Source organism: Pseudomonas sp. C 49-2 (assembly GCF_003970195.1).
In the GTDB taxonomy this organism is placed as follows: domain Bacteria; phylum Pseudomonadota; class Gammaproteobacteria; order Pseudomonadales; family Pseudomonadaceae; genus Aquipseudomonas; species Aquipseudomonas canadensis.
Map to the genome: position 1 here is coordinate 536,833 of NZ_RXYG01000001.1, position 23,153 is coordinate 559,985.

Consider the following 23,153-nt stretch of genomic DNA (forward strand, 5'->3'; position numbering starts at 1 on the left):
AAAAAGACGCGGCAAGCCGCGTCAGTCAGGATTCAAATAAAGCAGTGTTTTCATCCAACCATCCCTGCAACAACAGGGCGGCGGCGATGGCGTCCACGGGGTTGTCGCGGTAGCTGCCCTTTTGCCCGCCACGGTCACGGCGCTCACCCTTGGCTTCAAAGGTGGTGAGGCGTTCATCGTGGGTATAGAAGGGCAGGTTGTAGCGGCCATTGAGGCGGCGGGCGAATTTTTCGGCGCGCAGGCACATGTCGCTGGGGGTGCCGTCCATGTTCAACGGCAGGCCGACCACCACCGCATCGGGCTTCCACTCTTTAATGAGGGCTTCGACCTGGTTCCAGTCCGGCACGCCGTTCTGGGCTTTCAACGTGCACAACTCGCGGGCCTGGCCGGTGATGACCTGGCCGACGGCGACGCCGATCTGTTTGGTGCCGTAGTCAAAACCCAGGATCAGTCGCAAAGCCATCAGGCGTGCCCCGCCTGGCTGGTCAACAAGCTGAGGTTGACCCGCAGCTTGGCGGCAGCCGCTTCCAGGCGCAGTTCGCTGGGCGTGTTGAACAGGATGTCGGCATCGAAGGGGCACGTCAGCCAGGCGTTGCTGGCGAGTTCAGCCTCCAACTGGCCGGCTTCCCAGCCCGCGTAACCGAGGGTGATCACACTTTGCTCGGGGCCCACACCGTCGGCGATGGCGAACAACACGTCCTGGGAGGTGGACAGTGACACACCGTCCAGGTCGACCGTGGCCTGGAACTTTGGCCCGGTCGGGTGCAGCACAAAACCGCGATCGGTCTGCACCGGCCCGCCGATGTAGATCGGCACGCCCTTGCAACGCGTGGGCGGATCGACTTCCGGGCGCAGTTGCTCAAGGATATCCGCCAGGTTCAGCTCTTGCGGGCGGTTGACCACCAGCCCCATCGCACCATTGGCCGTGTGCTCGACGATGTAGGTCAAGGTCTGCGCAAAGTTCGGGTCGGCCATATGGGGCATGGCGATCAGGAATTGATGCTTGAGGTAGGTCGGGCTGACGTTTTTCATGTTCGATAGTGTGGCGGTGGAGGGGCGAACTGACAAGCTGGTGATGTGCCACAGGTGGCAATTGTCATCAATTGCTCGACAACCGATCGCCCTTGGCGAACTTCCAGGTGCGGATGATTTCCAGGCGGTCGACGTCGTTCAAATCACCGCTGAACGGCGCGAAAGGCGCGGCCAGGCGTACGATGCGCTGGGCGGCCTGGTCCAGCAGCGGCTGGCCGGACGACTCCAGCACCTGCACTTCATATAACGTGCCGTCGCGGTTGATTGAAACCAATAGACGCAAATTGCCGTAAATCTGCTGGCGCCTGGCTTCTTCCGGGTAGTTGAGGTTGCCGATACGCTCGACCTTCTTGCGCCACTCATCTTTGTACCAGGCACCTTTGTCGCGCATGGTCGAGGCGGCGTTGAGCCTATAGATGCGCGGGCGCTTGGCGTACAACTGTTGTTCGTTTGCCAGTTCGGCTTCGAGGCTGGAGATTTCGTCGGACAGGGTCGAGCTGTCGAAGGTCGGCGCTGGCTTTACGGGCTCGGGCGTGGGTTCGGTCTTGGTCTTTTCGCGCTGGGTCGGGGCTTTTTGCGGCTTGGGCGCGACGGTGGTCACCGCAGCCTTGGGCGCGGCCTGCTTGACCTCGGGCTTGGGCACCGGCGGCGGGGTGACTTTATTCACCTTGTTGTCCTGGAACGGCGCCACTTCGGTGGTCTTGGGCACGGCTTTCTTGTCGAGGGTACCGCTGCCTTGCTGATTGTCCTGGGCGAGGAAGTCAGCCTTCTCGGGCTTCTTTTCACTTTTGAACGTGGCCAGGGTGATTTCCAGGGTTTTGCTGATCTGCTTGGGCTCGACCATGGTGAAACCCACGCCGAGGATCAGGGCCAGGTGAATCAACGCGGCCAGGAACAGGGTAAATCCGAGCCGATCAGCCGGGCGCACGCCGCTGTGGGAGAGTTCGGGGGGCAGTTCGGACGGGAGTGTCATGACAAAAAAACCAACATCGCGCGTTTCACAGGTGGGGCATGATAGCGCAATGTTGGTGCGTGTCCGGCTGTTCTATGTCACTTGGCTTGTAGCTTGCGCTCAATGGCGGCCATCAACATTTCGCCGATGTTCGTGCCAAATGCGTTGTCGATCTCGCGAATGCAGGTCGGGCTGGTGACGTTGATTTCAGTCAGGTTCTCGCCGATCACGTCCAGGCCGACAAACAGCAGGCCCTTTTCTCGCAGGGTCGGGCCGACCTGGGCGGCAATCCAACGGTCCTTGTCCGACAGCGGGCGTGCTTCACCCCGACCACCGGCCGCCAGGTTCCCACGGGTCTCGCCCGCTGCCGGGATGCGCGCCAGGCAGTAATCCACTGGCTCGCCGTCGATCATCAGGATGCGCTTGTCGCCGTCCTTGATTGCCGGCAGGTAGGCCTGGCCCATGATCTGCTGGGTGCCCAGGGCGGTCAGGGTTTCCAGGATCACCGACAGGTTCGGGTCACCGGCGCGGTGGCGGAAGATCGAGGTGCCGCCCATGCCGTCCAGCGGCTTGAGGATCACATCGCCGTGCTTGGCAGCGAATTCACGCAGCACGTCGGCGCGGCGGCTGACTACGGTGGGCGGGGTGCACTGCGGGAAGAGGGTGGCGAACAACTTTTCATTGCAATCGCGCAGGCTTTGCGGCTTGTTGACGATCAGCACGCCAGCGCGTTCGGCCTGTTCCAGCAGGTAGGTGGAGTAGACGAACTCCATGTCGAACGGCGGGTCCTTGCGCATCAGGATCACGTCCAGATCGCTCAGCGGGCTGTCGATTTCGTCCTGCAATTCGAACCACTTTTCAGGGTTGGCAAATACCTGCAGCGGGCGCATGCGCGCGCGGGCCTCGCCGTCGCCCTGGTAAAGATCGCGCTGTTCCATATAGAACAGGGTCCAGCCGCGGGCCTGGGCGGCCAGGAGCATGGCCAGCGAGCTGTCCTTTTTATAGGAAATGCTGGCGATAGGGTCCATGACAATGCCGACGCGAACGCTCATGGGGGATTTCCTCTAGCAAATAAGGGCGCATAAAAGTGGCGTCAGAGTGGCGCTGCGGCTGTTGTGGGTCAAGGAAAAACCACCTGGCCGGTTGCTCGATAGATTGCGCCCGGAGACTGTGCTAAAAAGACTCCCACGGCGCAGCAGCCCTTGAATTCCAAGGCTTGCGGCGCTCATCCTGTGCAACATCAGGCAGTACACACCGAAAACCGATTCGCTGTGGCGATGGCAGAGCAGATATGGAACAGCATTCCAACGCCTTGAGAGTGATGGTGATCGATGATTCGAAGACGATCCGCCGCACCGCTGAAACCTTGTTGAAGAACGTGGGGTGCGATGTCATCACGGCCATCGACGGTTTCGATGCCCTGGCCCGGATTGTTGATCATCACCCGCATATTATTTTTGTCGACATCATGATGCCGCGCCTGGATGGCTATCAGACCTGCGCGCTGGTGAAGAACAACCCGGCGTTCAAGTCGATCCCGGTGATCATGCTGTCGTCCAAGGACGGCCTGTTCGACAAGGCCAAGGGGCGCATCGTCGGTGTCGATCAGTTTTTGACCAAGCCTTTCAGCAAGGAAGAACTGCTGGGCGCGATCAAGGCCTACGTGCCGGGGTTCGCCGCAGTAGAACAAGCACACTGACACCGCCTCACAAGGGCTGGCGTCCACCTATGTAGTGGGGAAAACCATGGCACGTGTTCTGATCGTCGACGATTCGCCGACCGAAATGTACAAATTGACCGGCATGCTGGAAAAGCATGGCCACCAGGTCCTCAAGGCCGAAAACGGCGCGGACGGCGTGGCCCTGGCCCGCCAGGAACTGCCCGACGCCGTGCTGATGGATATCGTGATGCCGGGCCTCAATGGCTTCCAGGCCACCCGCCAGCTGTCCAAAGAGCCGGAAACCAACGGCATCCCGATCATCATCATCACCACCAAGGACCAGGAAACCGACAAGATCTGGGGCGCGCGCCAGGGCGCCAAGGATTACCTGACCAAGCCGGTGGATGAAGAAACCCTGATTGCCACCCTGAACAAGGTGCTGGCCGGCTGACGGTTTGCCATCATGACCGAGTCGCAAACCGCCTTCGAGCTGCTGTTGGACATCGACCGCCGCTGCCGTCTGCTGGCCGCTGACCTGCCGTCCCAGGAAACCCGCCTGCAACGCTGGAGCGGGATCGGCTTTCGCCTGGGCCAGCACTGGTATGTGGCGCCCATGGGCGAAGTCGCCGAAGTCCTGCATGAGCCGCGTTGCACGCTGATGCCTGGGGTCAAGGCCTGGGTCAAGGGCGTGGCCAACCTGCGTGGGCGCCTGTTGCCGGTGATGGACTTGGGTGGGTTCCTCGGCCTTGAGTTGTCCAAGGCGCGCAAGCAACGGCGAGTACTGGTGGTGGAGTTCAACGACTTGTTTGTCGGGCTGCTGGTCGACGAGGTAGTGGGGATGCAGCATTTCGCGCAAGACGCCTGGCGGGCGAACGCTACGCCTGACGTATCGTTTATTCAGGGCCGGTTCGACGGCGATCCGTCGTGGCAGGTGTTCAGCCCCTTTGCTCTGGCCCAGGCCCCAGGCTTCATGGATGTTGCCGCATGACCACCGCTACCGCACTCAAACCCCAGGCCGGCTCACGCAGCCGCTCGCAGATCATCGTGCTGTTCATCGCACTGATCGTGTTCATCATGTTGCTGTTCGCCAACTTCGCGTACCTCAATACCCAGTCCACCTACGACAAACAGTACATCGGCCACGCCGGTGAGCTGCGCGTGCTGTCCCAGCGTATTGCCAAGAACGCCACCGAAGCCGCCGCCGGTAAGGCTGCGGCGTTCAAGTTGCTGGGCGATGCGCGCAACGACTTCGCCCAGCGCTGGGGCTTCCTGAAAAAAGGTGACCCGGACACCGGCCTGCCCGCCGCGCCAAGCGCCGTGCGCGCCGAAATGCGCGCAGTGCAGACCGACTGGGAAGCGCTGCTGAAAAACACCGACGCGATTCTCGCCAGCGAGCAGACCGTGCTGTCGTTGCACCAGGTGGCCGCGACCCTGGCCGAAACCGTGCCGCAACTGCAGATGGAATCGGAAAAGGTCGTCGATATCCTCCTGCAACGTGGCGCCCCGGCGAGCCAGGTGGCCCTGGCCCAGCGTCAGTCACTGCTGGCCGAACGTATCCTTGGCGCGGTGAACACCGTGCTGGCCGGCGACGAAACCGCCGTGCAGGCCGCCGATGCCTTTGGCCGCGACGCCAACCGCTTCGGCCAGGTGCTCAATGGCATGCTGCAGGGCAACCCCGGTTTGCGCATCACCCAGGTCGAAGACCGCGACGCCCGCGCGCGTTTGGCGGAAATTGCCGAACTGTTCGAATTCGTTTCCGGCTCCGTGGATGAAATCCTCGAGACCTCGCCACAGTTGTTCCAGGTGCGGGCCTCGGCGAGCAATATCTTCAACCTGTCGCAAACCCTGCTCGATGAAGCCTCGCACCTGGCCACCGGGTTCGAAAACCTCGCCAGCGGGCGCAGTTTTGACACCATCGGCGGCTATGTCCTGGGCCTGCTCGCACTGACCTCGATCATCTTGATCGGGCTGGTGATGGTGCGCGAAACCAACCGCCAATTGCACGAAACCGCCGAGAAGAACGAACGCAACCAGAACGCGATCATGCGCTTGCTGGACGAAATCGAAGACCTGGCAGACGGCGACCTCACCGTGACCGCCTCGGTGACCGAAGACTTCACCGGCACCATCGCCGATTCCATCAACTATTCCGTTGACCAACTGCGCGACCTGGTCGCCACCATCAACCTCACCGCCGGGCAAGTCGCCGGTGCCGTGCAGGACACCCAGGCTACCGCGATGCACTTGGCCCAGGCCTCGGAGCACCAGGCCCAGCAGATCGCCGAGGCGTCCACCGCGATCAACCAGATGGCCCAGTCCATCGACCAGGTCTCGGCCAACGCTGCCGAGTCCTCGGCGGTGGCAGAGCGCTCGGTGGAAATCGCCAACAAGGGCAACGAGGTGGTGCACAACACCATCCACGGCATGGACAACATTCGCGAGCAGATCCAGGACACCGCCAAGCGCATCAAGCGCCTTGGCGAATCTTCCCAGGAGATTGGCGACATCGTCAGCCTGATCGACGACATTGCCGATCAGACCAACATCCTCGCCCTCAACGCAGCTATCCAGGCAAGCATGGCCGGCGACGCCGGGCGTGGTTTTGCGGTGGTCGCCGATGAAGTGCAGCGCCTGGCCGAGCGTTCATCGGCGGCGACCCGGCAGATTGAAACGTTGGTGCGGGCGATCCAGGCCGACACCAACGAAGCCGTTATTTCCATGGAACAGACCACCACCGAAGTGGTGCGCGGCGCGCGGCTGGCCCAGGACGCCGGGGTGGCACTGGAAGAGATCGAAGGCGTGTCGAAAACCCTGGCGGCGCTGATCCAGAGTATCTCCAACGCAGCGCAGCAACAGACCTCATCGGCCGGGCAGATATCGCTGACCATGAACGTGATCCAACAGATCACTACCCAGACCTCGTCGGGGTCGACGGCCACCGCCGAAAGCATCGGCAACCTGGCAAAAATGGCCAGCCAACTGCGCCGGTCGGTGTCGGGTTTCACCTTGCCGCCACCGAAGCAGGTCGACGATTGAAATGCAGTGCCAATGTGGGAGGGGGCTTGCCCCCGATAGCAGTGGGTCAGTCACCCAATCTTTGACTGATGCATCGCCATCGGGGGCAAGCCCCCTCCCACATTTGATCTCTATCTGTCTTGAGATCTCGTACCACCAGCAACCCACGAATTCTAAGCGGAGCAGTTATGGTTGATCGGCACGATTACGTGGCCCTCGAATGGGTCAAGGGCGACATTGCCGAAACCCTGAAACAGGCCCGTTCGGCGCTAGACGCGTACGTCGAAACCTCAGACGCCGAAGCGATCAGCGAGTGCCTGGCGTGTGTCCATCTAGTGCATGGCGCGTTGCAGATGGTCGAGTTCTACGGCGCGGCGCTGTTGGCGGAAGAAGTCGAAGCGCTGGCGCTGGCCCTGCAAGCCGGGAGTGTCGGTCAGCGCGACGAAAGCATCCGCCTGCTGCAACAGGCCCTGACTCAATTGCCGTTGTACCTGGACCGCGTGCACAGCGCCCGCCGCGACCTGCCGCTGGTGGTGTTGCCGCTGCTCAATGACCTGCGCAGTGCCCGTGGTGAAAGCCTGCTGTCGGAGACCAGCCTGTTCAGCCCGCAACTGCTGACGATTGCGCCGCTGCCCGATGAAGCCCTGGCCCAACGCGCGGCGCCCGACCTGAAAGAGCAATTGCGCCAGTGGCACCAGCTTTTGCAGCAGGCGCTGGCCGGGCTGCTTCGTGAAGACCATGGCCCCAGCAACCTGGAAGACATGGCGCGGGTGTTCGCACGCCTCGAAGCACTGTGCCAAGGCGCGCCGCTGTTGCCGCTGTGGCAGGTCACCTCGGCGCTGGTCGAAGGCATGCTCACCGGCGTGATCGCCAACAGCCCGGCGTTGCGCAGTCTGCTCAAGGCCAGTGACAAGCAACTCAAACGCCTGCTGGCCCAGGGCATCGGCGGGATCAACCAGCCGGCGCCGGATGAATTGCTCAAGAGCCTGCTGTTCTATGTCGCCAAGGTCACCCGTCCGACGCCGCGCATGCAAAGCCTCAAGGAACGCTACGGCCTGGATGAAGCCTTGCCTGACAGCGCGGTGGTCGATGCCGAACGCGCCCGCCTGGCCGGGCCGGATCGCAACGCCATGGGCTCGGTGCTGGGCGCCTTGTGTGAAGAGCTGGTTCGGGTCAAAGAACGCCTCGATTTGTTCGTACGCAGCGACCGTCAGCACACCAGCGACCTTGATGCACTGCTGGCGCCGTTGCGGCAGATCGCCGACACCCTGGCGGTGCTAGGCTTCGGCCAGCCACGTAAAGTCATCATCGACCAACTCGCCGTGGTGCTGAGCCTGGTCCAAGGCCAGCGCGAGCCCAACGACGCGGTGCTGATGGATGTCGCCGGCGCCTTGCTCTACGTCGAAGCCACGTTGGCGGGCATGGTTGGCACCGTCGAACCGGAAAGCCGCGAAGAAAGCCGCTTGCCCACCACCGACCTGACCCAGATCCACCAGTTGGTGATCCGTGAATCCTGCCAGTGCCTCAAGCAAGCCAAGGAACTGGTGATCGACTGCATCGAAGCCGATTGGGATCGCCAACGCCTGGAGTCCTTGCCGGAGCTGCTGAGCCAGGTGCGTGGCGCCCTGGCGATGATTCCGTTGCCCCGCGCGGCAAGCCTGATGCGCGGCTGCACCGATTACGTCGACGAGCAGTTGATGGGCAACGATGCACCGCCTTCCGAGATGCAACTGGCGCATTTCGCCGACGTGATCAGCAGCCTGGAATATTACCTGGAGCGCATGCTCCAGGACCCGGATGCGGCGGGTGAGCGTGTGCTGGAATTGGCCACCCAAGGCTTGGCCGCACTGGGTTACCTGCCCGCCGAAAAACCCTGGCGCCAGGCCCTGGTCGTACCGGATGGCGCGCTCTCGGCCGAGGTTACGCCGAGTCAATCGCAGTTCGACGCACTCGCCAGCCCAACGTCGCGGCTGAACCCGCCGGCCCTGCAGCGTCCTGGCAGTCTGTTGCCGCCGCCGGCCGATGAAGAGCCTATCGATGATGAACTGCGCGAAGTCTTCCTTGAGGAGACCGACGAAGTCCTCGAGGTGCTGCACCGTTACCTGCCTAACAGCGCGGACAAAACCGCCCAGGCCGAAATGCGCCGCGCCTTCCACACCCTCAAAGGCAGCGGGCGCATGGTGCGCGCCCTGGTCTTGGCGGAGTTGGCCTGGGCTGTGGAAAACCTGCTGAACCGTGTGCTGGAACGCAGCGTGACCCTCGGTCCGGATGTGCAGCAGGTGCTGGACGAAGCGGTGGCCTTGCTGCCGGAGTTGATCGCTGACTTTGCCATCGACGACCAGCGTCAACGCGATGAAGTCGACGCCCTGGCCGCCCGTGCCCACGCCTTGGCCAGCGGTACACAGGTAGCGGCCGCCGAGCCCCATGACCCGATGCTCCTGGAGATCTTCCGCAACGAAGCCCAAAGCCATCTGGACAGCCTCGATCACTTCCTGCAACAGGCCGCCGAGCATGTGCCGCTGCAAGTCAGCGATGAACTGCAACGCGCCCTGCACACCCTCAAGGGCAGCGCCTATATGGCTGGCGTGCTGCCCATTGCCGAGCTGGCGCGCCCGCTCGACCACCTGACCCGCGAGTACAAGGTCCACCGCCTGCCGCTGGACCTGGACGAAGTGGAGTTGTTGCTGGAAGCCGAAGGACTGTTCCAGCGGGGTCTACGGGATCTGGAGAGCGATCCCCTGGCGCCGATCAACGGTGCAGAGGACTTGATCAGCCGCACCCAACGTTTGCTGGATCAGCAACTTGAAGCACTGCTCGACGTGCGCATCAAGCGCGATCCACAACTGATCGCCAACTTCCTGGCCCAGGGCATGGACATCCTGCTCGACGCCGAGAGCCTGCTGCGTCGCTGGCAGCAACACCCCGGCGATCGCCAGGAACTCACTGCGCTGCTGGATGAATTGACCACGTTGGGGGAGGGCGCGCACGTTGCCGACCTGTACGCCATCGACGCACTCTGCGAAGCCTTGCTCGATCTGTACGGCGCCGTTGAGGAAAGCAGCTTGGCGGTCAGCGAGCGGTTTTTCCATGAGGCCGAACAGGCCCATGAAGCGCTGATCAGCATGCTCGACCAACTGGCCGCCGGCCAGGAAATCAGCCCGGCGCCGGCTCGTGTCCAAGCCCTGCGTGAGCTGCTGGATGAAGCCCTCGACCCGTCCGCCACCGGCCTGATCAAAAGCGATGGCAGCCGTGCGCTGAGCATTGCCGAACTGGGCGCCGCCACACAGCAGTTGGATCACCAAACGGCGATGGACGACGAGATCGTCGAGATCTTCCTCGAAGAAGCCGTGGACATCCTCGACAGCGCCGGGCAGTCGCTCAAGCGTTGGTTGCTGGAGCCCGACAACGCCGCGCCGCTGTCGTCGTTGCAACGCGATCTGCACACCCTCAAGGGCGGTGCGCGCATGGCTGAAATCGAGCCGATTGGCGAGCTGGCCCACGAGTTGGAATGCCTGTATGAAGGGCTGGTGGACCGCCGCTACAGCTACTCTGCCGAACTGTCCCACGTGCTGATGGCCAGCCATGAGCGCCTCGCCTTGCAGCTTGAAGAACTGCACCATCACCAGCCCCTGAGCGATAGCGCGGAGCTGATCGCCAGGGTGCGCGCACTGCGCCAAGGCAGCGCGCCAGCGGCACCGGTCGCCGCGCCGCCCGCGTCCGGCGCCGACCCTGAGCTGCTGGATATCTTCCTCGAAGAGGCCGCAGACATCCTCGACAGCTCCAGTGCTGCGCTGTCGCGCTGGCAGGCCGAGCCCGGCAATCGCCAGGAAGTGGAGACCCTGCTGCGCGACCTGCACACCCTCAAGGGCGGCGCGCGCATGGTTGAGATTGCGCCCATTGGCGACCTGGCCCATGAGCTGGAATTTCTGTATGAAGGCCTGTCCGCCGGATTGCTCGCGCCATCCTCGGAGTTGTTCGCGTTGCTGCAAGGCTGCCATGACCGCCTGGCGCAGATGATCGACGCGGTGGCGGACGGCTTGCCGGTCGGCTCGGTGGACAAGCTCATCGAGCGCATCAAAAGCCTGGTGCACCCGAGCGATGAGCCCGTGACGCCATTGGCGTTGCCGGCGGGCAAGGCGGAGGCCGTGGTCGATCCGATGGCCGACATGGTGAAGATCTCTGCCGAGCTGCTCGACGACCTGGTCAACCTGGCCGGTGAAACCTCGATCTTCCGTGGCCGCATCGAACAGCAAGTCAACGACGCACGCATCGCCCTGACCGAAGTGGAAACTACGATTGAGCGCATGCGCGACCAACTGCGTCGCCTCGACACCGAAACCCAGGGTCGTATCCTCAGCCGCCAGCAAGCCGAGGCTGAGCGCCTGGGCTATGAAGACTTCGACCCGCTGGAAATGGACCGTCATTCGCAGTTGCAGCAACTGTCTCGCGCGTTGTCCGAATCTGCCTCTGACCTGCTCGACCTCAAGGACACCCTTGAGCGCCGCAACGAAGACGCCCACGACCTGTTGCAGCAGCAGGCACGCATCAACACCGAGTTGCAGGAAGGCCTGATGCGCACGCGCATGGTGCCGTTCGAGCGCATGCTGCCGCGCCTCAAGCGCATCGTGCGCCAGGTGGCGGGGGAGCTGGGCAAGGACGTGGAATTCATTGTCGGCAATGCCGAGGGCGAGATGGACCGCAACGTGCTGGAACGCATGGCCGCGCCGCTGGAGCATATGCTGCGCAACGCCGTCGACCACGGCCTGGAGTCCCGCGATGCACGGCTGCTGGCCGGCAAGCCCGAGAAAGGTCGCATCACCCTGGACCTGACCCACGAAGGCGGCGACATCGTCTTCGACATGCGCGACGACGGCGCGGGTGTGCCGCTGGAGGCGGTGCGGCGCAAGGCGATCAAGCGCGGTTTGCTCGATCCCAATCAGGAGATCAGCGACCGCGACGTGTTGCAGTTCATCCTGCAACCGGGCTTCTCCACGGCGGAAAAGATCACGCAGATTTCCGGGCGTGGTGTGGGTATGGACGTGGTGCATGAGGAAGTGCGTCAGTTGGGCGGTTCGATGTTCATCGACTCGACGCCGGGTATGGGCGTGCACTTCCGTATTCGCCTGCCGTTCACCGTGTCGGTCAACCGCGCGCTGATGGTGCAATGTGCGGACGACCAATATGCGATCCCGCTCAACACCATCGAAGGCCTGGTGCGTGTGTTGCCCCATGAGCTGGCGGGGCACTACCAGCAAGATCCACCGCGTTATGAATACGCCGGCCAGCGTTACGAGCTGTTTTACCTGGGCGACCTTTTGCACACCGTCAGCCGCCCGAAACTGTTGGGCCAATATCAACCGGTCCCGGTACTGCTGGTGCAATGCAACGAGCGGCGCGTGGCGATCCATGTGGACGCCATGGCCGGCACGCGGGAAATCGTGGTCAAGGGCCTGGGGCCGCAGTTTGCCGGCGTGCAGGGTTTGTCTGGCGCGACGATTCTGGGCGATGGCCGCGTGGTGTTGATCATCGACTTGCTGGCACATATCCGCGCCCGCCCAGCGGCCTTGCCGGCGCAGTCAGTGGATGCGCCGCTGATCCTCAACGACCCGCTGAAAAAGCGTCCATTGCTGGTGCTGGTGGTGGACGACTCGGTCACTGTGCGCAAAGTCACCAGCCGCCTGCTGGAACGCAACGGCATGAACGTGCTCACCGCCAAAGACGGCATCGACGCCCTCGCCGTGCTCGAAGAGCACACCCCGGACCTGATGCTGCTCGACATCGAAATGCCGCGCATGGACGGCTTCGAAGTCGCCACCCAAGTGCGCAACGACCCCCGGCTGATGCGCCTGCCGATCATCATGATCACCTCGCGCACCGGCCAGAAACACCGCGACCGCGCCATGGCCATCGGCGTGAATGACTACCTCGGCAAGCCGTACCAGGAATCGGTGCTGCTCGAAAGCATCGCCTACTGGAGCAAGTCCCATGCTTGACCACCGCACCAGCCAACTCACCGGCCTGCTGCTGCCCCTGGCCGACCGCCATCTGGTGCTGCCCAACGTCGCCATCGCCGAACTGATCGACTTTCAGCGCGGCGAACCGGCCAGCGATGCACCGCCGTGGTATTTGCGGCAAGTGACCTGGCGCGATCGGCAAATCCCGTTGATCAGCTTTGAAGCGGTGTGCGGTGAAGCCAGCGTGACCGGCGAACGCTCGCGGATAGTGGTGTTGAACGCGTTGGGTGGGCGGCCGACGCTGAAATTTATTGCGCTGGTGATCCAGGGGATTCCCCGGTCGTACAAGCTCGACAGTGAGTTGAGCTATGTGGATGTGCCGCTGTGCCCGCTGGAGCTGGCGGCGGTGCAGGTGGGCGAGCATGTGGCGAAGGTGCCCGATCTGATGGGGCTTGAGGCCCTGCTGGTCGAATCCGGTTTGGCATAGATCCCTGTAGGAGCCGGCTTGCCGGCGATGACGGTCTGCCAGCCCACTCATTAACAAATGACCCACCGCTATCGCTGGCAAGCCAGCTCCTACACTAAATCGCGCTCGTTCCCAGGCTCTGTGTGGAGAAAACCAATATGTCGGAACGGGATGGAGTTGTTGTAGGCAAGTTCTGTATCTGGATTGCGCGGGATGTTCAGTGCCAGGTGGGGTGCTAGGTTCAGCGCTCCTCACAGCCAGCAAGGATTCGCAAATGGCCGTACCGTTAATGCCGCCGGGTGTTTCTCTTCTCGAAAATATGGCGACCGCCAAGTGTAAAGGCACTCATCTCCAGCCAGGCTCGGCATTCGCTTATTCCTGGTTTTACTCACAGGTCAGGGCTGCCGGCCCATGGAACTACAAGAAGCGAGGGCGTCAGTACGAAGCTTTTGGTAACTTCAATTATGGTGCTACAGGTACGGTGCTGGGCATTCCCGAGCATGTTCTGTTACGGGCAGCAGGTGTCGCTCAAGCATTCGCAAAAACCACCAAGCCGGAATTTGGATCATGGTGGGGCGCAGACCCTTTTGGCGATGATCCTCGAGATCAATATTGGATAAGGAGGGGTATTGAGTATGCAATTTCTCAGGGCTACTAAGGGCCTCTTGCCGGTCCTGCGCAACTGCCTGCTGGTAGCCTGCCTGATTTATATCGGGGGCAATTGGATCATGTCATCCGGTACACCGGATTTGGACGAAGTGGTTTTGAAACACTCCTTGGGCAACGGCAGCTCAATTTATGGAGCACGTGACGGTCAGGGCGGCGCGACAGTGGGATTTTCCTACAGGTACTACGTTCATAAAGACTTAGGTAGTGATCGGGAGATACTGACAGCGCTGGTTTCGGCACATCCCTTTTTGAAAACCAAAGCGCCGGATGTTCAAGTGACCCGGCAGGATGGCGTCATCCACCTCACTGTTCGTGGTGAGGTTTATGAGTACCGCAGCTATCCGCTTGAAGGTTTGGGGGCTGTGAGAGTAGACATGAAGTTGTAGACCGGCTGGCTTCGGATTTTTCCTGCAAGATTTTGGGCTGTGCATGAACTTGTCGCGTGCCGTCAGCGCGCCTAGTCTTCGTCCTGTTATCGCAAAAAACGGTGACACGGACGTGCAAGTCCGACGAAACTGTTTAGGCGTACGAACGCCCAGCCATCCAACGGGCGTTTTTTGTGCTCGCTGCTTTATGGCGGCTGCGCGCAGGAGGTCTTCGGGCCTGCTGGGTGTCCTAAACAGGCCCGGTCTTGCACACCTGCGCACGGTCGCCACCCTCATTCGCGTGCAAGCGAGCGGTGGCGCTCCTCACTCACTGTTTAGGAGCTTCATCATGGCCAAACCTACCCCCAACCCGCCGCTCTTCACCGTAAACCCGCACGAAAACACCGAAACCCTGCTGGTCAACGCCAGCGAAACCCTGTCCTCCCTCAACGCACTGACCCGCAATCTCGCTTTCGACCTGGACACCTCCCAGCGCGCAGTCATGCTCGGGATTCAGCAAATGGCGGAGTTGGGGCAGTTGTTGGTTGATAGAGCGTTGGAGCAAGTCAGCCCGTCGCCAGCCTCTTGAAACGGTCCTAAACAGGGACTGATTGTTCCCTGATTGGGACCGCTATTTAACCAACACCATCGATCAAATGTGGGAGCTGGCTTGCCTGCGATGGCGGACTACCAGTCGACTTGTCGCCAGATGACACACCGCTATCGCAGGCAAGCCAGCTCCCACATTTTGATGTCATCAGGCTCACGATCAGCATTCGCAAGGACTTCGTTACTCCAGCCGTAATAATCCGCCGCCGAGCTTGATTGATGGCCCTCTGAATCACTCCTAAGGTACAGCCCACGACAGCAAACCCGTGGAGCGACCATGACAACAACAATCACCCCCGACTCGCGCTGGACGCGGCGGCGCGACGAGAAGCAGCGGCGGCTCGGGCTGGTCAAAAAATACGCAGACGGGGCGGTGTTGCCCAGTGACAGGATCGTCGAGGCGCTTGAGGCCCTGATCCTGCCCGGCGACCGTGTGGTGTTGGAGGGCAATAACCAGAAGCAGGCGGATTTCCTCTCGCGCTCCCTCGCCAAAGCCGACCCGTCCAAGCTCCACGATTTGCACATGATCATGCCCAGCGTCGGCCGTTCCGAGCACCTGGACCTGTTTGAAAAAGGCATCGCCCGCAAGCTGGATTTCTCCTTCGCCGGTACCCAATCCCTGCGCATCAGCCAATTGCTGGAAGACGGTCTGCTGGAAATCGGCGCGATCCACACCTACATCGAACTCTATGCGCGGCTGGTGGTGGATCTGATCCCCAACGTGGTGCTTTCCGCCGGGTTCATGGCCGACCGCGCCGGCAATATCTACACCGGCGCCAGCACTGAAGACACCCCGGCGCTGATCGAGCCCGCCGCGTTCAGCGATGGCATCGTGATCGTGCAGGTCAACCAGTTGGTGGATGACGTCACCGATTTGCCGCGCGTGGATATCCCGGCGAGCTGGGTGGATTTTGTGGTGGTGGCCGACAAGCCGTTCTATATCGAGCCGCTGTTCACTCGCGACCCGCGCCATATCAAGCCGGTGCACGTGTTGATGGCAATGATGGCGATCCGTGGCATCTACGAAAAACACAATGTGCAGTCGCTTAACCATGGCATCGGCTTCAACACCGCCGCCATCGAGTTGATCCTGCCGACCTACGGTGAATCCCTTGGCCTTAAGGGCAAGATCTGCCGCAACTGGACCCTCAACCCGCACCCCACGCTGATTCCTGCAATTGAAAGCGGCTGGGTGGAAAGTGTGCATTGCTTCGGCACCGAACTGGGCATGGAGAACTACATCGCCGCACGGCCGGATGTGTTCTTCACCGGCCGCGACGGCTCGATGCGTTCCAACCGGATGTTTTGTCAACTCGCCGGCCAATACGCGGTGGACCTGTTTATCGGTGCGACGCTGCAAGTCGACGGTGACGGCCATTCCTCTACCGTGACCCGTGGCCGCCTCGCTGGGTTTGGTGGCGCACCGAACATGGGGCACGACCCGCGCGGTCGCCGCCATGGCACGCCGGCGTGGCTGGATATGCGCCACGACGATGCGCCCGAAGCCTTGTTGGAGCGCGGCAAAAAACTTGTGGTGCAAATGGTCGAGACCTTCCAGGAAGGCGGCAAACCCACCTTCGTCGACACCCTCGATGCTGTGGAAGTCGCCCGCAAAAGCGGCATGCCCCTGGCGCCGATCATGATCTACGGCGATGACGTCACCCACTTGCTCACCGAAGAGGGCATTGCCTATTTGTACAAGGCGCGCTCCCTGGAAGAGCGGCAGGCGATGATCGCTGCCGTTGCAGGCGTCACCGCCATCGGCATGCGCCACAACCCCAAGGACACCGCGCGCATGCGCCGCGAAGGGTTGATTGCCTTGCCCGAAGACTTGGGCATCCGCCGCACCGACGCCACCCGCGAACTGTTGGCCGCCAAAAGCGTGGCCGACCTGGTGGACTGGTCCGGTGGCCTGTACAACCCGCCCGCCAAATTCAGGAGCTGGTAAATGCGCGCACTCAAACTGCATGAATTGAGCCTCGCTGAACGCCTGGCGGACATGGCCGTCGATGCGCTAATCGATGAAGCGGACCTGTCGCCCAAACCTGCCTTGGTGGACCGTCGCGGCAACGGCGCCCATAGCGATCTGCACCTGGGCCTGATGCACGCCTCGGCGTTGTCGCTGTGGCCGATGTTCAAGGAGATGGCTGAAGCCGCGATTGAGTTCGGTGAAGTCGGCTTGCCCCTGCGCGAAGCCCTCGGCCGTATCGGGCGTGAAGGTGAGCAAGCAATGCTCGTCACCACCCACGGCGTGAATACCCATCGCGGCGCGATCTGGGCCCTCGGTTTACTCACCGCAGCGGCGGCGCTGGAGCCACGCGCCATCACCCTGAACGCCGCCAGATTAGCCTTGCTGAATGACCGCTATGCCCCGCAACCGATGAGTCACGGCGCCCAGGTTGCCCAGCGCTACGGCGCACGCGGTGCCCGTGAAGAAGCCCAGTTGGGCTTTCCCTCGGTGGTGCAACGTGGCTTGCCGCAACTGCATAAAAGCCGCCAGCAAAATGCAGGCGAACAGAACGCCCGCCTGGACGCCTTGCTGGCGATCATGACCGAACTGGCCGACACCTGCGTGCTTTACCGCGCCGGTCCCGAAGGCCTGTTAGCGATGCAGCAGGGCGCTCAAGCGGTGCTCGATGCAGGTGGCAGCGCAACGCTGGCCGGGCGTCGCCAACTGCATGAGTTAGACCTTCAACTGCTGTCCCTGAATGCCTCCCCCGGCGGCGCCGCCGACCTGTTGGCTGCCTGCCTGTTTATCGACCGCCTCGACGGAGCGTTGTGATGGAAACCTTGTCCTTTGAATTCCCCGCCGGGCAGCCGCCAAAAGGCCGTGCGCTGGTGGGTTGCGTCGGCTCGGGCGATCTGGAGGTGCTGCTGGAACCGGGTACGCCGGGCACGCTGACCATCCAGGTGCAAACCTCGGTGAATGGCGCCGAGCAACGCTGGCAGCATCTGTTCGAGCGCATCTTCCAGGAGCAGACCCCGCCGGCCTTGAACATTGATATCCACGACTTCGGTGCCACCCCCGGCGTGGTGCGTTTGCGCCTGGAGCAGGGTTTCGAGGAGATCGGCCATGACTGACTTACTCGCCAAACACAGCTTCGTTGAGCTGGGCGCTCGGCAGCGGGCCAAGGCGTTGCTGGACGCCGGTTCCTACCGCGAATTGATCGACCCGTTCCAGCGCGTCATGTCGCCGTGGCTCAGTCGCCAAGGTGTAGTGCCGCAGGCCGATGACGGCGTGGTGATCGCCAAGGGCAGCATCGACGCAAAGCCTGTGGTGGTTGCCGCCATTGAAGGCAACTTCCAGGGCGGCAGCCTCGGCGAAGTCGGCGGTGCAAAAATCGCTGGCGCCTTGGAGCTGGCGGCCGAGGACAATCGCAAGGGCATTCCCACCTGCGCCGTCCTGTTGCTGGAAACCGGTGGCGTGCGCTTGCAGGAAGCCAACCTGGGCCTGGCGGCCATCGCGGATATCCACGCGGCGATTGTCGATCTGCGCCAACACCAGCCGGTGATCGGCGTGGTGGCGGGCAGTGTCGGTTGCTTTGGCGGCATGTCGATCGCGGCCGGGTTGTGCAGTTACCTTGTTGTCACCCGCGAAGCACGCCTGGGTTTGAATGGCCCGCAAGTCATCGAACAGGAAGCGGGGCTTGAGGAGTACGACTCCCGCGACCGGCCTTTCATCTGGAGCCTGACCGGCGGTGAGCAACGCTTCAACAGCGGCTTGGCCGATCGCTATGTCGCTGACGATGTGGCCGAGATTCAACAGACCGTCAGCGCATTGCTGCAACAAGGCCTGCCCACCCAACAACGCAGTCGTCAGGCCGACTATTACCTGGCGCGCTTGGCCGAACTGGACGCAACGCCGCAAATCGACCCGGCGACGGTACGCGCGCTGTTTCAAGGAGATCGCTCATGAGAGGTTTGCAGTGGTTCAACGCATTGAGTGCCGGAGCGACAGCCGTTGAGGGTTTGCCACACTCGTTGAAAGTCGCCGATGGTGTGTTGGCTGAACAACCCGTGCGCTATATCGCTGTGGTCACCGACGCGCAAAACCGCTTCCCCCGCGCACGCAACGGCGAAGTCGGCCTGCTGGAAGGCTGGGGTCTGGCGAAGGCCGTCGATGAAGCCATCGCCCTTGGCGACAAGCGCCCGATCATCGCCATCGTCGATGTACCGAGCCAAGCCTATGGCCGTCGCGAAGAAGCCCTCGGCATCCACCAGGCCTTGGCCGCCGCCGCCGACAGCTATGCCCGTGCGCGTCTGGCGGGGCACCCGGTGATTGCGCTGTTGGTCGGCAAGGCGATGTCCGGTGCGTTTCTCGCTCATGGGTACCAAGCCAATCGCCTGATTGCCCTGCGCGATCCCGGTGTGATGGTGCACGCCATGGGCAAGGCCTCGGCCGCGCGCGTGACGCTGCGCAGCGTTGAAGAGTTGGAAGCCCTGGCCGCCAGCGTGCCGCCCATGGCCTACGACATCGACAGTTACGCCAGCCTGGGGTTGCTGTGGGAAACCTTGTCGGTCAGCCAGATTGAACAGCCCACGCCGGAGGATGTGGCGCGGGTCAGCGATTGCCTGGTGAGTGCGATCAAGGATATTGGCAGCATCGACTTGAGCGGCCGCCTTGGTGCGACCAACCGCGCGGCTTCCAGCCACGTACGCCAACTGCTGCGGGAACAATGGTGAACGCCCATGACTTGCTCTGGGGCATGACCCCGGCGCATCTACCTGCTGACGCTCCGGCGTGGGCGGTGGAGGCAGTAGGCACGGTGGTGGTGCGTCGTGCCACCGTCACGCCGGGCTGGGTCGCGGTAGGCGTGCGCGGGCGTTTGCGCGAGCAGCGGTTTGCCGCCGAAATGCCGATTGCCGCGGTGCAGCGGCGAGTAACGCCGGAAGCGCTGCGTGATGTTGCCTCGACACGGGACTTACCGGCCTTGCAGGCACTGGAACAACTGCGGCCGGTGCTGGCGCCCTTGAATTGGGGGGTTACGGGCAGCGCGGGTTTTGAGCTGGCCACGGGCATTGAAGCGCTGCATGCCCAGAGCGATCTGGACCTGATTCTGCGCACGCCCGAGCCGCTGGATCGCAACGATGCACGCGACTTGCTGGCAGCCTTGGACAAAGCCGCGTGCGCTGTGGATATGCAACTGCAAACACCTTTCGGCGCTATCGCCCTGCGCGAATGGGCCGGTCCATCGCGGCGGGTGCTGTTGAAAACGGTCAGCGGTGCGCACCTCGTCCTCGACCCTTGGCAGGCCGTAGCATGAGCAGCCTTCTTGTCTTCCCCGGCCAGGGCGCCCAACGCCCCGGCATGCTCCAGGCGTTGCCGGCCGATGTGTTGGAACACGCCAGCGAAGCCTTGGGTGAAGACGTTCGTGCATTGGATTCGGCGCACGCCCTGGCGAGTACTCGCGCCGTGCAGCTTTGCCTGCTGATCGCCGGCGTGGCCCACGCCCGCTTGCTGCAGCACACGCCGGATTACGTCGCAGGGCTGTCCATCGGTGCTTACCCGGCAGCGGTGATTGCCGGTGCGCTGGATTTCGCCGACGCTCTCAAGCTGGTCAGCCTGCGCGGCGAGCTGATGCAAAACGCTTATCCACAGGGCTACGGCATGACCGCGATCATCGGCCCGGAGTTATCCACCGTCGAAAACCTGCTGGCCGAAATCCACAGCCCCGAAACCCCGGTGTACCTGGCCAATATCAACGCCGACAACCAGACGGTGATCGCCGGCAGCGACCAGGCCATGAGGCTTGTCGCCAGTCGCATCAAAGGCAACGGCATCGCCAAGCGACTGGCTGTCAGCGTGCCGTCTCATTGCGCGTTGCTGGAGCAGCCAGCCCAGGCTTTGGCGCACGCCTTCGTGCCGCTCAAGGCACCGCGTATCACCTACCTGAGCAGCACCCGTGCGCGGCCGATCCACAACCCCGAACAATTGCGCGACGACCTGGCCTTCAACATGTGTCGCATCGTCGACTGGCGCGGCACCGTGCAAAGCGCCTACGAGCGCGGCGTGCGCCTGCAAATCGAACTGCCGCCCGGCGCCGTGCTCACTGGCCTGTCACGCCGCGTATTCGAACAAGGCACGGTGATCGCCTGCGAAGGCGCGCGCCTGGACACCTTGCAGACCCTGCTGCAAGAGGAGGAGCGCCGCCACCGATAAAGCATCACCCAAGGCTTTCGAAGCACAACAACAACAATTTCGATCGAGCACTTTGAGGACAACAACAATGATTATCTACGGTGTGGCACTGCTGGCGATCTGCACGCTTGCGGGCGTGATCATGGGCGACATGCTTGGCGTGTTGCTGGGCGTCAAATCCAACGTGGGCGGGGTGGGGATCGCGATGATCCTGCTGATCTGCGCCCGCCTGTGGATGCAAAAGCGCGGCGGCATGACCAAGGACTGCGAAATGGGCGTGGGCTTCTGGGGCGCGATGTACATCCCCGTGGTGGTGGCGATGGCTGCGCAACAAAACGTGGTCACCGCCCTGCACGGTGGGCCGGTGGCGGTGCTCGCCGCGATTGGGTCGGTGGTGGTATGTGGTTGCACCATCGCCCTGATCAGCCGCACGCACAAGGGTGAACCGCTGCCCGATGAAGAGCCGCTGATCGCACCGGTAGGAGGTCGCTGATATGTGGGATCTCATTGAAAAAGGTTTGGAACACAACGGCCTGATTACCGCGTTTGCCTTCGTTGGCGTGGTCATGTGGATTTCGGTGGTGCTGTCCAAGCGCCTGACCTTCGGGCGCATCCATGGCTCGGCGATAGCCATTGTCATAGGCCTGGTCTTGGCCTGGGTCGGCGGCACGATCACCGGCGGCCAGAAAGGCCTGGCGGACCTGGCGCTGTTCTCCGGCATCGGCCTGATGGGCGGCGCGATGCTGCGCGACTTCGCCATCGTCGCCACCGCGTTTGAAGTGCAAGCCACTGAGGCGCGCAAGGCCGGGATGATCGGTGTGGTTGCGCTGCTGTTGGGCACGATCCTGCCGTTTATCGTCGGTGCGAGCATGGCCTGGGCCTTTGGTTATCGCGATGCGATCAGCATGACCACCATCGGTGCGGGTGCCGTGACCTATATCGTCGGCCCGGTGACCGGTGCGGCGATTGGCGCGACGTCGGATGTGATGGCGCTGTCGATTGCCACCGGGTTGATCAAGGCGATTCTGGTGATGGTCGGTACGCCTGTGGCGGCGCGCTGGATGGGCTTGGATAACCCGCGTTCGGCGATGGTGTTTGGTGGGTTGGCCGGCACGGTGAGCGGCGTGACCGCTGGCTTGGCTGCGACAGATCGGCGGTTGGTGCCGTATGGCGCGCTGACGGCGACGTTCCACACCGGGCTGGGCTGCCTGCTCGGGCCTTCGTTGCTCTATTTCATCGTGCGCGGGTTGGTCGGTTGATTTGAATCGTCTGTGAGGGCCCTATCGCAGGCAAGCCAGCTCCCACATTTGAATGTGTTCACAGATCAAAATGTGGGAGCGGGCTTGCCCGCGATAGCGGTTTGTCAGACTGTCGCTTGGCGATTGGCATACATCCGACACTCCGCCAACAACGCCAGCAAGTTCGGGTCACGCTCCTTGGCCTTCAAGAACACCACGCCAATATGCTGCTGCAACCGGTACCGGGGTTGCAGCGGTATCAACTTCACGCGGTTCTCATACACCGCCGCAATCCTGCCCGGCAACAGCGCATAACCCACGCCTGAACTGACCATGCTCAACAGCGTGAAGATGTCATTGACCTGCATCGCCACCTTCGGCTCGAACCCCGCCTGTTTGAACACGCGATTGCCATCCTGGTGCGTGGCGAAGCCTTGGGTGAGGGTGATGAAGGTTGCGTCGCGCACATCCGCCAGGTCGATCTGTTGATCGCGGTCGAGCGGTGAATCCGCCGGGGTGGCGAGGAAGATATCGTCGGAGAACAAGGCAATCTGTTCGCAGTCCGGGTCGTTGGCGTGCTCGTCGAGGGAGATGAGGATCGCGTCCACTTCCATGTTCTTGAGCTTGTAGAGCAGGTCGAAGTTGGAGCCCAGGATCAGGTCGATATTGAGTTCGCTGCGGCGGATCTTCAGGCCCATGATCAGCTGCGGCACGGTCTTCACCGTCAGCGAGTACAGTGAGCCGAGCTTGAAGCGTTCGGCCGAGAAGCCGGCCGCTTCGCGGGTGAGGCGTACGCTGTCGACCACATCGGCCACCAGCTTCTGTGCGCGTTCTTCCAAGACGTAGGCGCTTTCCAGCGGCGTGAGGTTGCGCCCTTCGTGCTTGAACAGCGGGCAGCGCAGGGCATTTTCCAGGGAATGGATGGCGCGGTGCACGCTGACGTTGCTGGTTTGCAGCTCGGCGGCAGCGCGGGCCAGGTTGCCGGTGCGCATGAACGCCAGGAAGATCTCGAGCTTTTTGAGGGTGAATTCTTCGTCGATCAGCATGGCCGTGG

23 protein-coding genes are annotated in these 23,153 nt (G+C 62.4%); 18 read left to right on the forward strand and 5 right to left on the reverse strand.

All coding sequences use genetic code 11. The annotated features are described in order from the left end of the window. Window positions 1-25 precede the first annotated feature (25 nt). The 4 genes from ruvX to gshB all read right to left on the reverse strand — a co-directional run bounded on the left by ruvX (window position 26) and on the right by gshB (window position 3,036). Window positions 26-463, reverse strand: coding sequence for a Holliday junction resolvase RuvX (ruvX, locus tag EJ576_RS02535; RefSeq protein WP_003195067.1), 438 nt, complete (start codon window positions 461-463; stop codon window positions 26-28). Next, window positions 463-1,032: a YqgE/AlgH family protein gene (locus tag EJ576_RS02540; RefSeq protein WP_122729633.1), complete on the reverse strand. Its 570-nt coding sequence runs from the start codon at window positions 1,030-1,032 to the stop codon at window positions 463-465. The genes ruvX and EJ576_RS02540 overlap by 1 nt, the downstream gene beginning before the upstream one ends. A gap of 67 nt (window positions 1,033-1,099) precedes the next feature. Further along, window positions 1,100-2,005: an energy transducer TonB gene (locus EJ576_RS02545; RefSeq protein ID WP_010207219.1), complete on the reverse strand. Its 906-nt coding sequence runs from the start codon at window positions 2,003-2,005 to the stop codon at window positions 1,100-1,102. A gap of 77 nt (window positions 2,006-2,082) precedes the next feature. Beyond that, window positions 2,083-3,036, reverse strand: coding sequence for a glutathione synthase (gene gshB, locus EJ576_RS02550; protein ID WP_028618297.1), 954 nt, complete (start codon window positions 3,034-3,036; stop codon window positions 2,083-2,085). Window positions 3,037-3,275: 239 nt separating this feature from the next. On the opposite strand from gshB, the gene pilG reads away from it, so the two are divergent. The 18 genes from pilG (at window position 3,276) to madM (ending at window position 22,120) form a co-directional block, all read left to right on the forward strand. Continuing rightward, window positions 3,276-3,683 (forward strand): twitching motility response regulator PilG, encoded by a 408-nt coding sequence (gene pilG, locus EJ576_RS02555; protein WP_010564379.1) that lies wholly within the window; start codon window positions 3,276-3,278, stop codon window positions 3,681-3,683. Window positions 3,684-3,729: 46 nt separating this feature from the next. Next, window positions 3,730-4,095, forward strand: coding sequence for a twitching motility response regulator PilH (gene pilH / locus EJ576_RS02560; RefSeq protein WP_016976047.1), 366 nt, complete (start codon window positions 3,730-3,732; stop codon window positions 4,093-4,095). 12 nt (window positions 4,096-4,107) lie between these two features. Next, window positions 4,108-4,632: a chemotaxis protein CheW gene (locus EJ576_RS02565; RefSeq protein WP_028618296.1), complete on the forward strand. Its 525-nt coding sequence runs from the start codon at window positions 4,108-4,110 to the stop codon at window positions 4,630-4,632. After that, window positions 4,629-6,680 (forward strand): methyl-accepting chemotaxis protein, encoded by a 2,052-nt coding sequence (locus EJ576_RS02570; protein WP_122729631.1) that lies wholly within the window; start codon window positions 4,629-4,631, stop codon window positions 6,678-6,680. The genes EJ576_RS02565 and EJ576_RS02570 overlap by 4 nt, the downstream gene beginning before the upstream one ends. Before the next feature lie 167 nt (window positions 6,681-6,847). Further along, window positions 6,848-12,652, forward strand: coding sequence for an Hpt domain-containing protein (locus tag EJ576_RS02575; RefSeq protein WP_126569512.1), 5,805 nt, complete (start codon window positions 6,848-6,850; stop codon window positions 12,650-12,652). Then, window positions 12,645-13,100: a chemotaxis protein CheW gene (locus tag EJ576_RS02580; protein WP_010207210.1), complete on the forward strand. Its 456-nt coding sequence runs from the start codon at window positions 12,645-12,647 to the stop codon at window positions 13,098-13,100. Before EJ576_RS02575 ends, EJ576_RS02580 begins: the two co-directional genes overlap by 8 nt. Before the next feature lie 253 nt (window positions 13,101-13,353). Next, window positions 13,354-13,737 (forward strand): polymorphic toxin type 44 domain-containing protein, encoded by a 384-nt coding sequence (locus EJ576_RS02585; RefSeq protein WP_122729626.1) that lies wholly within the window; start codon window positions 13,354-13,356, stop codon window positions 13,735-13,737. Beyond that, on the forward strand, window positions 13,715-14,134 hold the full coding sequence (locus EJ576_RS02590; RefSeq protein WP_122729624.1) for a hypothetical protein: 420 nt from the start codon (window positions 13,715-13,717) through the stop codon (window positions 14,132-14,134). The genes EJ576_RS02585 and EJ576_RS02590 overlap by 23 nt, the downstream gene beginning before the upstream one ends. 328 nt (window positions 14,135-14,462) lie before the next feature. Next, window positions 14,463-14,702 (forward strand): DUF6124 family protein, encoded by a 240-nt coding sequence (locus EJ576_RS02595; protein WP_126569513.1) that lies wholly within the window; start codon window positions 14,463-14,465, stop codon window positions 14,700-14,702. A gap of 297 nt (window positions 14,703-14,999) precedes the next feature. Beyond that, complete coding sequence (gene mdcA, locus EJ576_RS02600; RefSeq protein ID WP_126569514.1) at window positions 15,000-16,670, forward strand: malonate decarboxylase subunit alpha; 1,671 nt, start codon at window positions 15,000-15,002, stop codon at window positions 16,668-16,670. Then, the gene (locus EJ576_RS02605; protein WP_126569515.1) at window positions 16,671-17,504 is read left to right on the forward strand and encodes a triphosphoribosyl-dephospho-CoA synthase; all 834 of its coding nucleotides are present in this window, start codon (window positions 16,671-16,673) and stop codon (window positions 17,502-17,504) included. Beyond that, the gene (locus tag EJ576_RS02610; RefSeq protein WP_015886328.1) at window positions 17,504-17,803 is read left to right on the forward strand and encodes a malonate decarboxylase subunit delta; all 300 of its coding nucleotides are present in this window, start codon (window positions 17,504-17,506) and stop codon (window positions 17,801-17,803) included. Before EJ576_RS02605 ends, EJ576_RS02610 begins: the two co-directional genes overlap by 1 nt. Next, entirely contained in the window at window positions 17,796-18,638 is an 843-nt protein-coding gene (locus EJ576_RS02615; RefSeq protein ID WP_122686890.1) for a biotin-independent malonate decarboxylase subunit beta, read from the forward strand. The genes EJ576_RS02610 and EJ576_RS02615 overlap by 8 nt, the downstream gene beginning before the upstream one ends. Next, window positions 18,635-19,405, forward strand: coding sequence for a biotin-independent malonate decarboxylase subunit gamma (gene mdcE, locus EJ576_RS02620; protein ID WP_126569516.1), 771 nt, complete (start codon window positions 18,635-18,637; stop codon window positions 19,403-19,405). Before EJ576_RS02615 ends, mdcE begins: the two co-directional genes overlap by 4 nt. Continuing rightward, a complete protein-coding gene (locus EJ576_RS02625) occupies window positions 19,399-19,986 on the forward strand; it encodes a malonate decarboxylase holo-ACP synthase (RefSeq protein ID WP_126569517.1) in 588 nt (195 codons plus the stop codon). Before mdcE ends, EJ576_RS02625 begins: the two co-directional genes overlap by 7 nt. Further along, on the forward strand, window positions 19,983-20,882 hold the full coding sequence (mdcH, locus tag EJ576_RS02630) for a malonate decarboxylase subunit epsilon (RefSeq protein ID WP_122729611.1): 900 nt from the start codon (window positions 19,983-19,985) through the stop codon (window positions 20,880-20,882). The genes EJ576_RS02625 and mdcH overlap by 4 nt, the downstream gene beginning before the upstream one ends. Window positions 20,883-20,949: 67 nt before the next feature. After that, window positions 20,950-21,354, forward strand: coding sequence for a malonate transporter subunit MadL (gene madL, locus EJ576_RS02635; RefSeq protein WP_015886323.1), 405 nt, complete (start codon window positions 20,950-20,952; stop codon window positions 21,352-21,354). 1 nt (window position 21,355) lies between these two features. After that, on the forward strand, window positions 21,356-22,120 hold the full coding sequence (gene madM / locus EJ576_RS02640) for a malonate transporter subunit MadM (protein ID WP_123474961.1): 765 nt from the start codon (window positions 21,356-21,358) through the stop codon (window positions 22,118-22,120). 104 nt (window positions 22,121-22,224) lie between these two features. On the opposite strand, the gene EJ576_RS02645 is transcribed toward madM, so the two are convergent. Beyond that, window positions 22,225-23,145, reverse strand: coding sequence for a LysR substrate-binding domain-containing protein (locus EJ576_RS02645; protein WP_126569518.1), 921 nt, complete (start codon window positions 23,143-23,145; stop codon window positions 22,225-22,227). Window positions 23,146-23,153: the final 8 nt, after the last annotated feature.

What these genes read in the sequence shown, in the direction of transcription:
- EJ576_RS02570 (WP_122729631.1), top strand. Translation starts at nt 4,629, where the DNA reads ATGACCACCGCTACCGCACTCAAACCCCAGGCCGGCTCACGCAGCCGC.
- madL (WP_015886323.1), top strand. Translation starts at nt 20,950, where the DNA reads ATGATTATCTACGGTGTGGCACTGCTGGCGATCTGCACGCTTGCGGGC.
- EJ576_RS02540 (WP_122729633.1), bottom strand. Translation starts at nt 1,032, where the DNA reads ATGAAAAACGTCAGCCCGACCTACCTCAAGCATCAATTCCTGATCGCC.
- EJ576_RS02580 (WP_010207210.1), top strand. Translation starts at nt 12,645, where the DNA reads ATGCTTGACCACCGCACCAGCCAACTCACCGGCCTGCTGCTGCCCCTG.
- madM (WP_123474961.1), top strand. Translation starts at nt 21,356, where the DNA reads ATGTGGGATCTCATTGAAAAAGGTTTGGAACACAACGGCCTGATTACC.
- EJ576_RS02625 (WP_126569517.1), top strand. Translation starts at nt 19,399, where the DNA reads ATGGTGAACGCCCATGACTTGCTCTGGGGCATGACCCCGGCGCATCTA.
- mdcH (WP_122729611.1), top strand. Translation starts at nt 19,983, where the DNA reads ATGAGCAGCCTTCTTGTCTTCCCCGGCCAGGGCGCCCAACGCCCCGGC.
- EJ576_RS02590 (WP_122729624.1), top strand. Translation starts at nt 13,715, where the DNA reads ATGCAATTTCTCAGGGCTACTAAGGGCCTCTTGCCGGTCCTGCGCAAC.
- EJ576_RS02585 (WP_122729626.1), top strand. Translation starts at nt 13,354, where the DNA reads ATGGCCGTACCGTTAATGCCGCCGGGTGTTTCTCTTCTCGAAAATATG.
- pilG (WP_010564379.1), top strand. Translation starts at nt 3,276, where the DNA reads ATGGAACAGCATTCCAACGCCTTGAGAGTGATGGTGATCGATGATTCG.
- EJ576_RS02610 (WP_015886328.1), top strand. Translation starts at nt 17,504, where the DNA reads ATGGAAACCTTGTCCTTTGAATTCCCCGCCGGGCAGCCGCCAAAAGGC.
- EJ576_RS02605 (WP_126569515.1), top strand. Translation starts at nt 16,671, where the DNA reads ATGCGCGCACTCAAACTGCATGAATTGAGCCTCGCTGAACGCCTGGCG.
- EJ576_RS02565 (WP_028618296.1), top strand. Translation starts at nt 4,108, where the DNA reads ATGACCGAGTCGCAAACCGCCTTCGAGCTGCTGTTGGACATCGACCGC.
- ruvX (WP_003195067.1), bottom strand. Translation starts at nt 463, where the DNA reads ATGGCTTTGCGACTGATCCTGGGTTTTGACTACGGCACCAAACAGATC.
- EJ576_RS02575 (WP_126569512.1), top strand. Translation starts at nt 6,848, where the DNA reads ATGGTTGATCGGCACGATTACGTGGCCCTCGAATGGGTCAAGGGCGAC.
- EJ576_RS02545 (WP_010207219.1), bottom strand. Translation starts at nt 2,005, where the DNA reads ATGACACTCCCGTCCGAACTGCCCCCCGAACTCTCCCACAGCGGCGTG.
- EJ576_RS02595 (WP_126569513.1), top strand. Translation starts at nt 14,463, where the DNA reads ATGGCCAAACCTACCCCCAACCCGCCGCTCTTCACCGTAAACCCGCAC.
- pilH (WP_016976047.1), top strand. Translation starts at nt 3,730, where the DNA reads ATGGCACGTGTTCTGATCGTCGACGATTCGCCGACCGAAATGTACAAA.
- EJ576_RS02615 (WP_122686890.1), top strand. Translation starts at nt 17,796, where the DNA reads ATGACTGACTTACTCGCCAAACACAGCTTCGTTGAGCTGGGCGCTCGG.
- gshB (WP_028618297.1), bottom strand. Translation starts at nt 3,036, where the DNA reads ATGAGCGTTCGCGTCGGCATTGTCATGGACCCTATCGCCAGCATTTCC.
- mdcE (WP_126569516.1), top strand. Translation starts at nt 18,635, where the DNA reads ATGAGAGGTTTGCAGTGGTTCAACGCATTGAGTGCCGGAGCGACAGCC.
- mdcA (WP_126569514.1), top strand. Translation starts at nt 15,000, where the DNA reads ATGACAACAACAATCACCCCCGACTCGCGCTGGACGCGGCGGCGCGAC.
- EJ576_RS02645 (WP_126569518.1), bottom strand. Translation starts at nt 23,145, where the DNA reads ATGCTGATCGACGAAGAATTCACCCTCAAAAAGCTCGAGATCTTCCTG.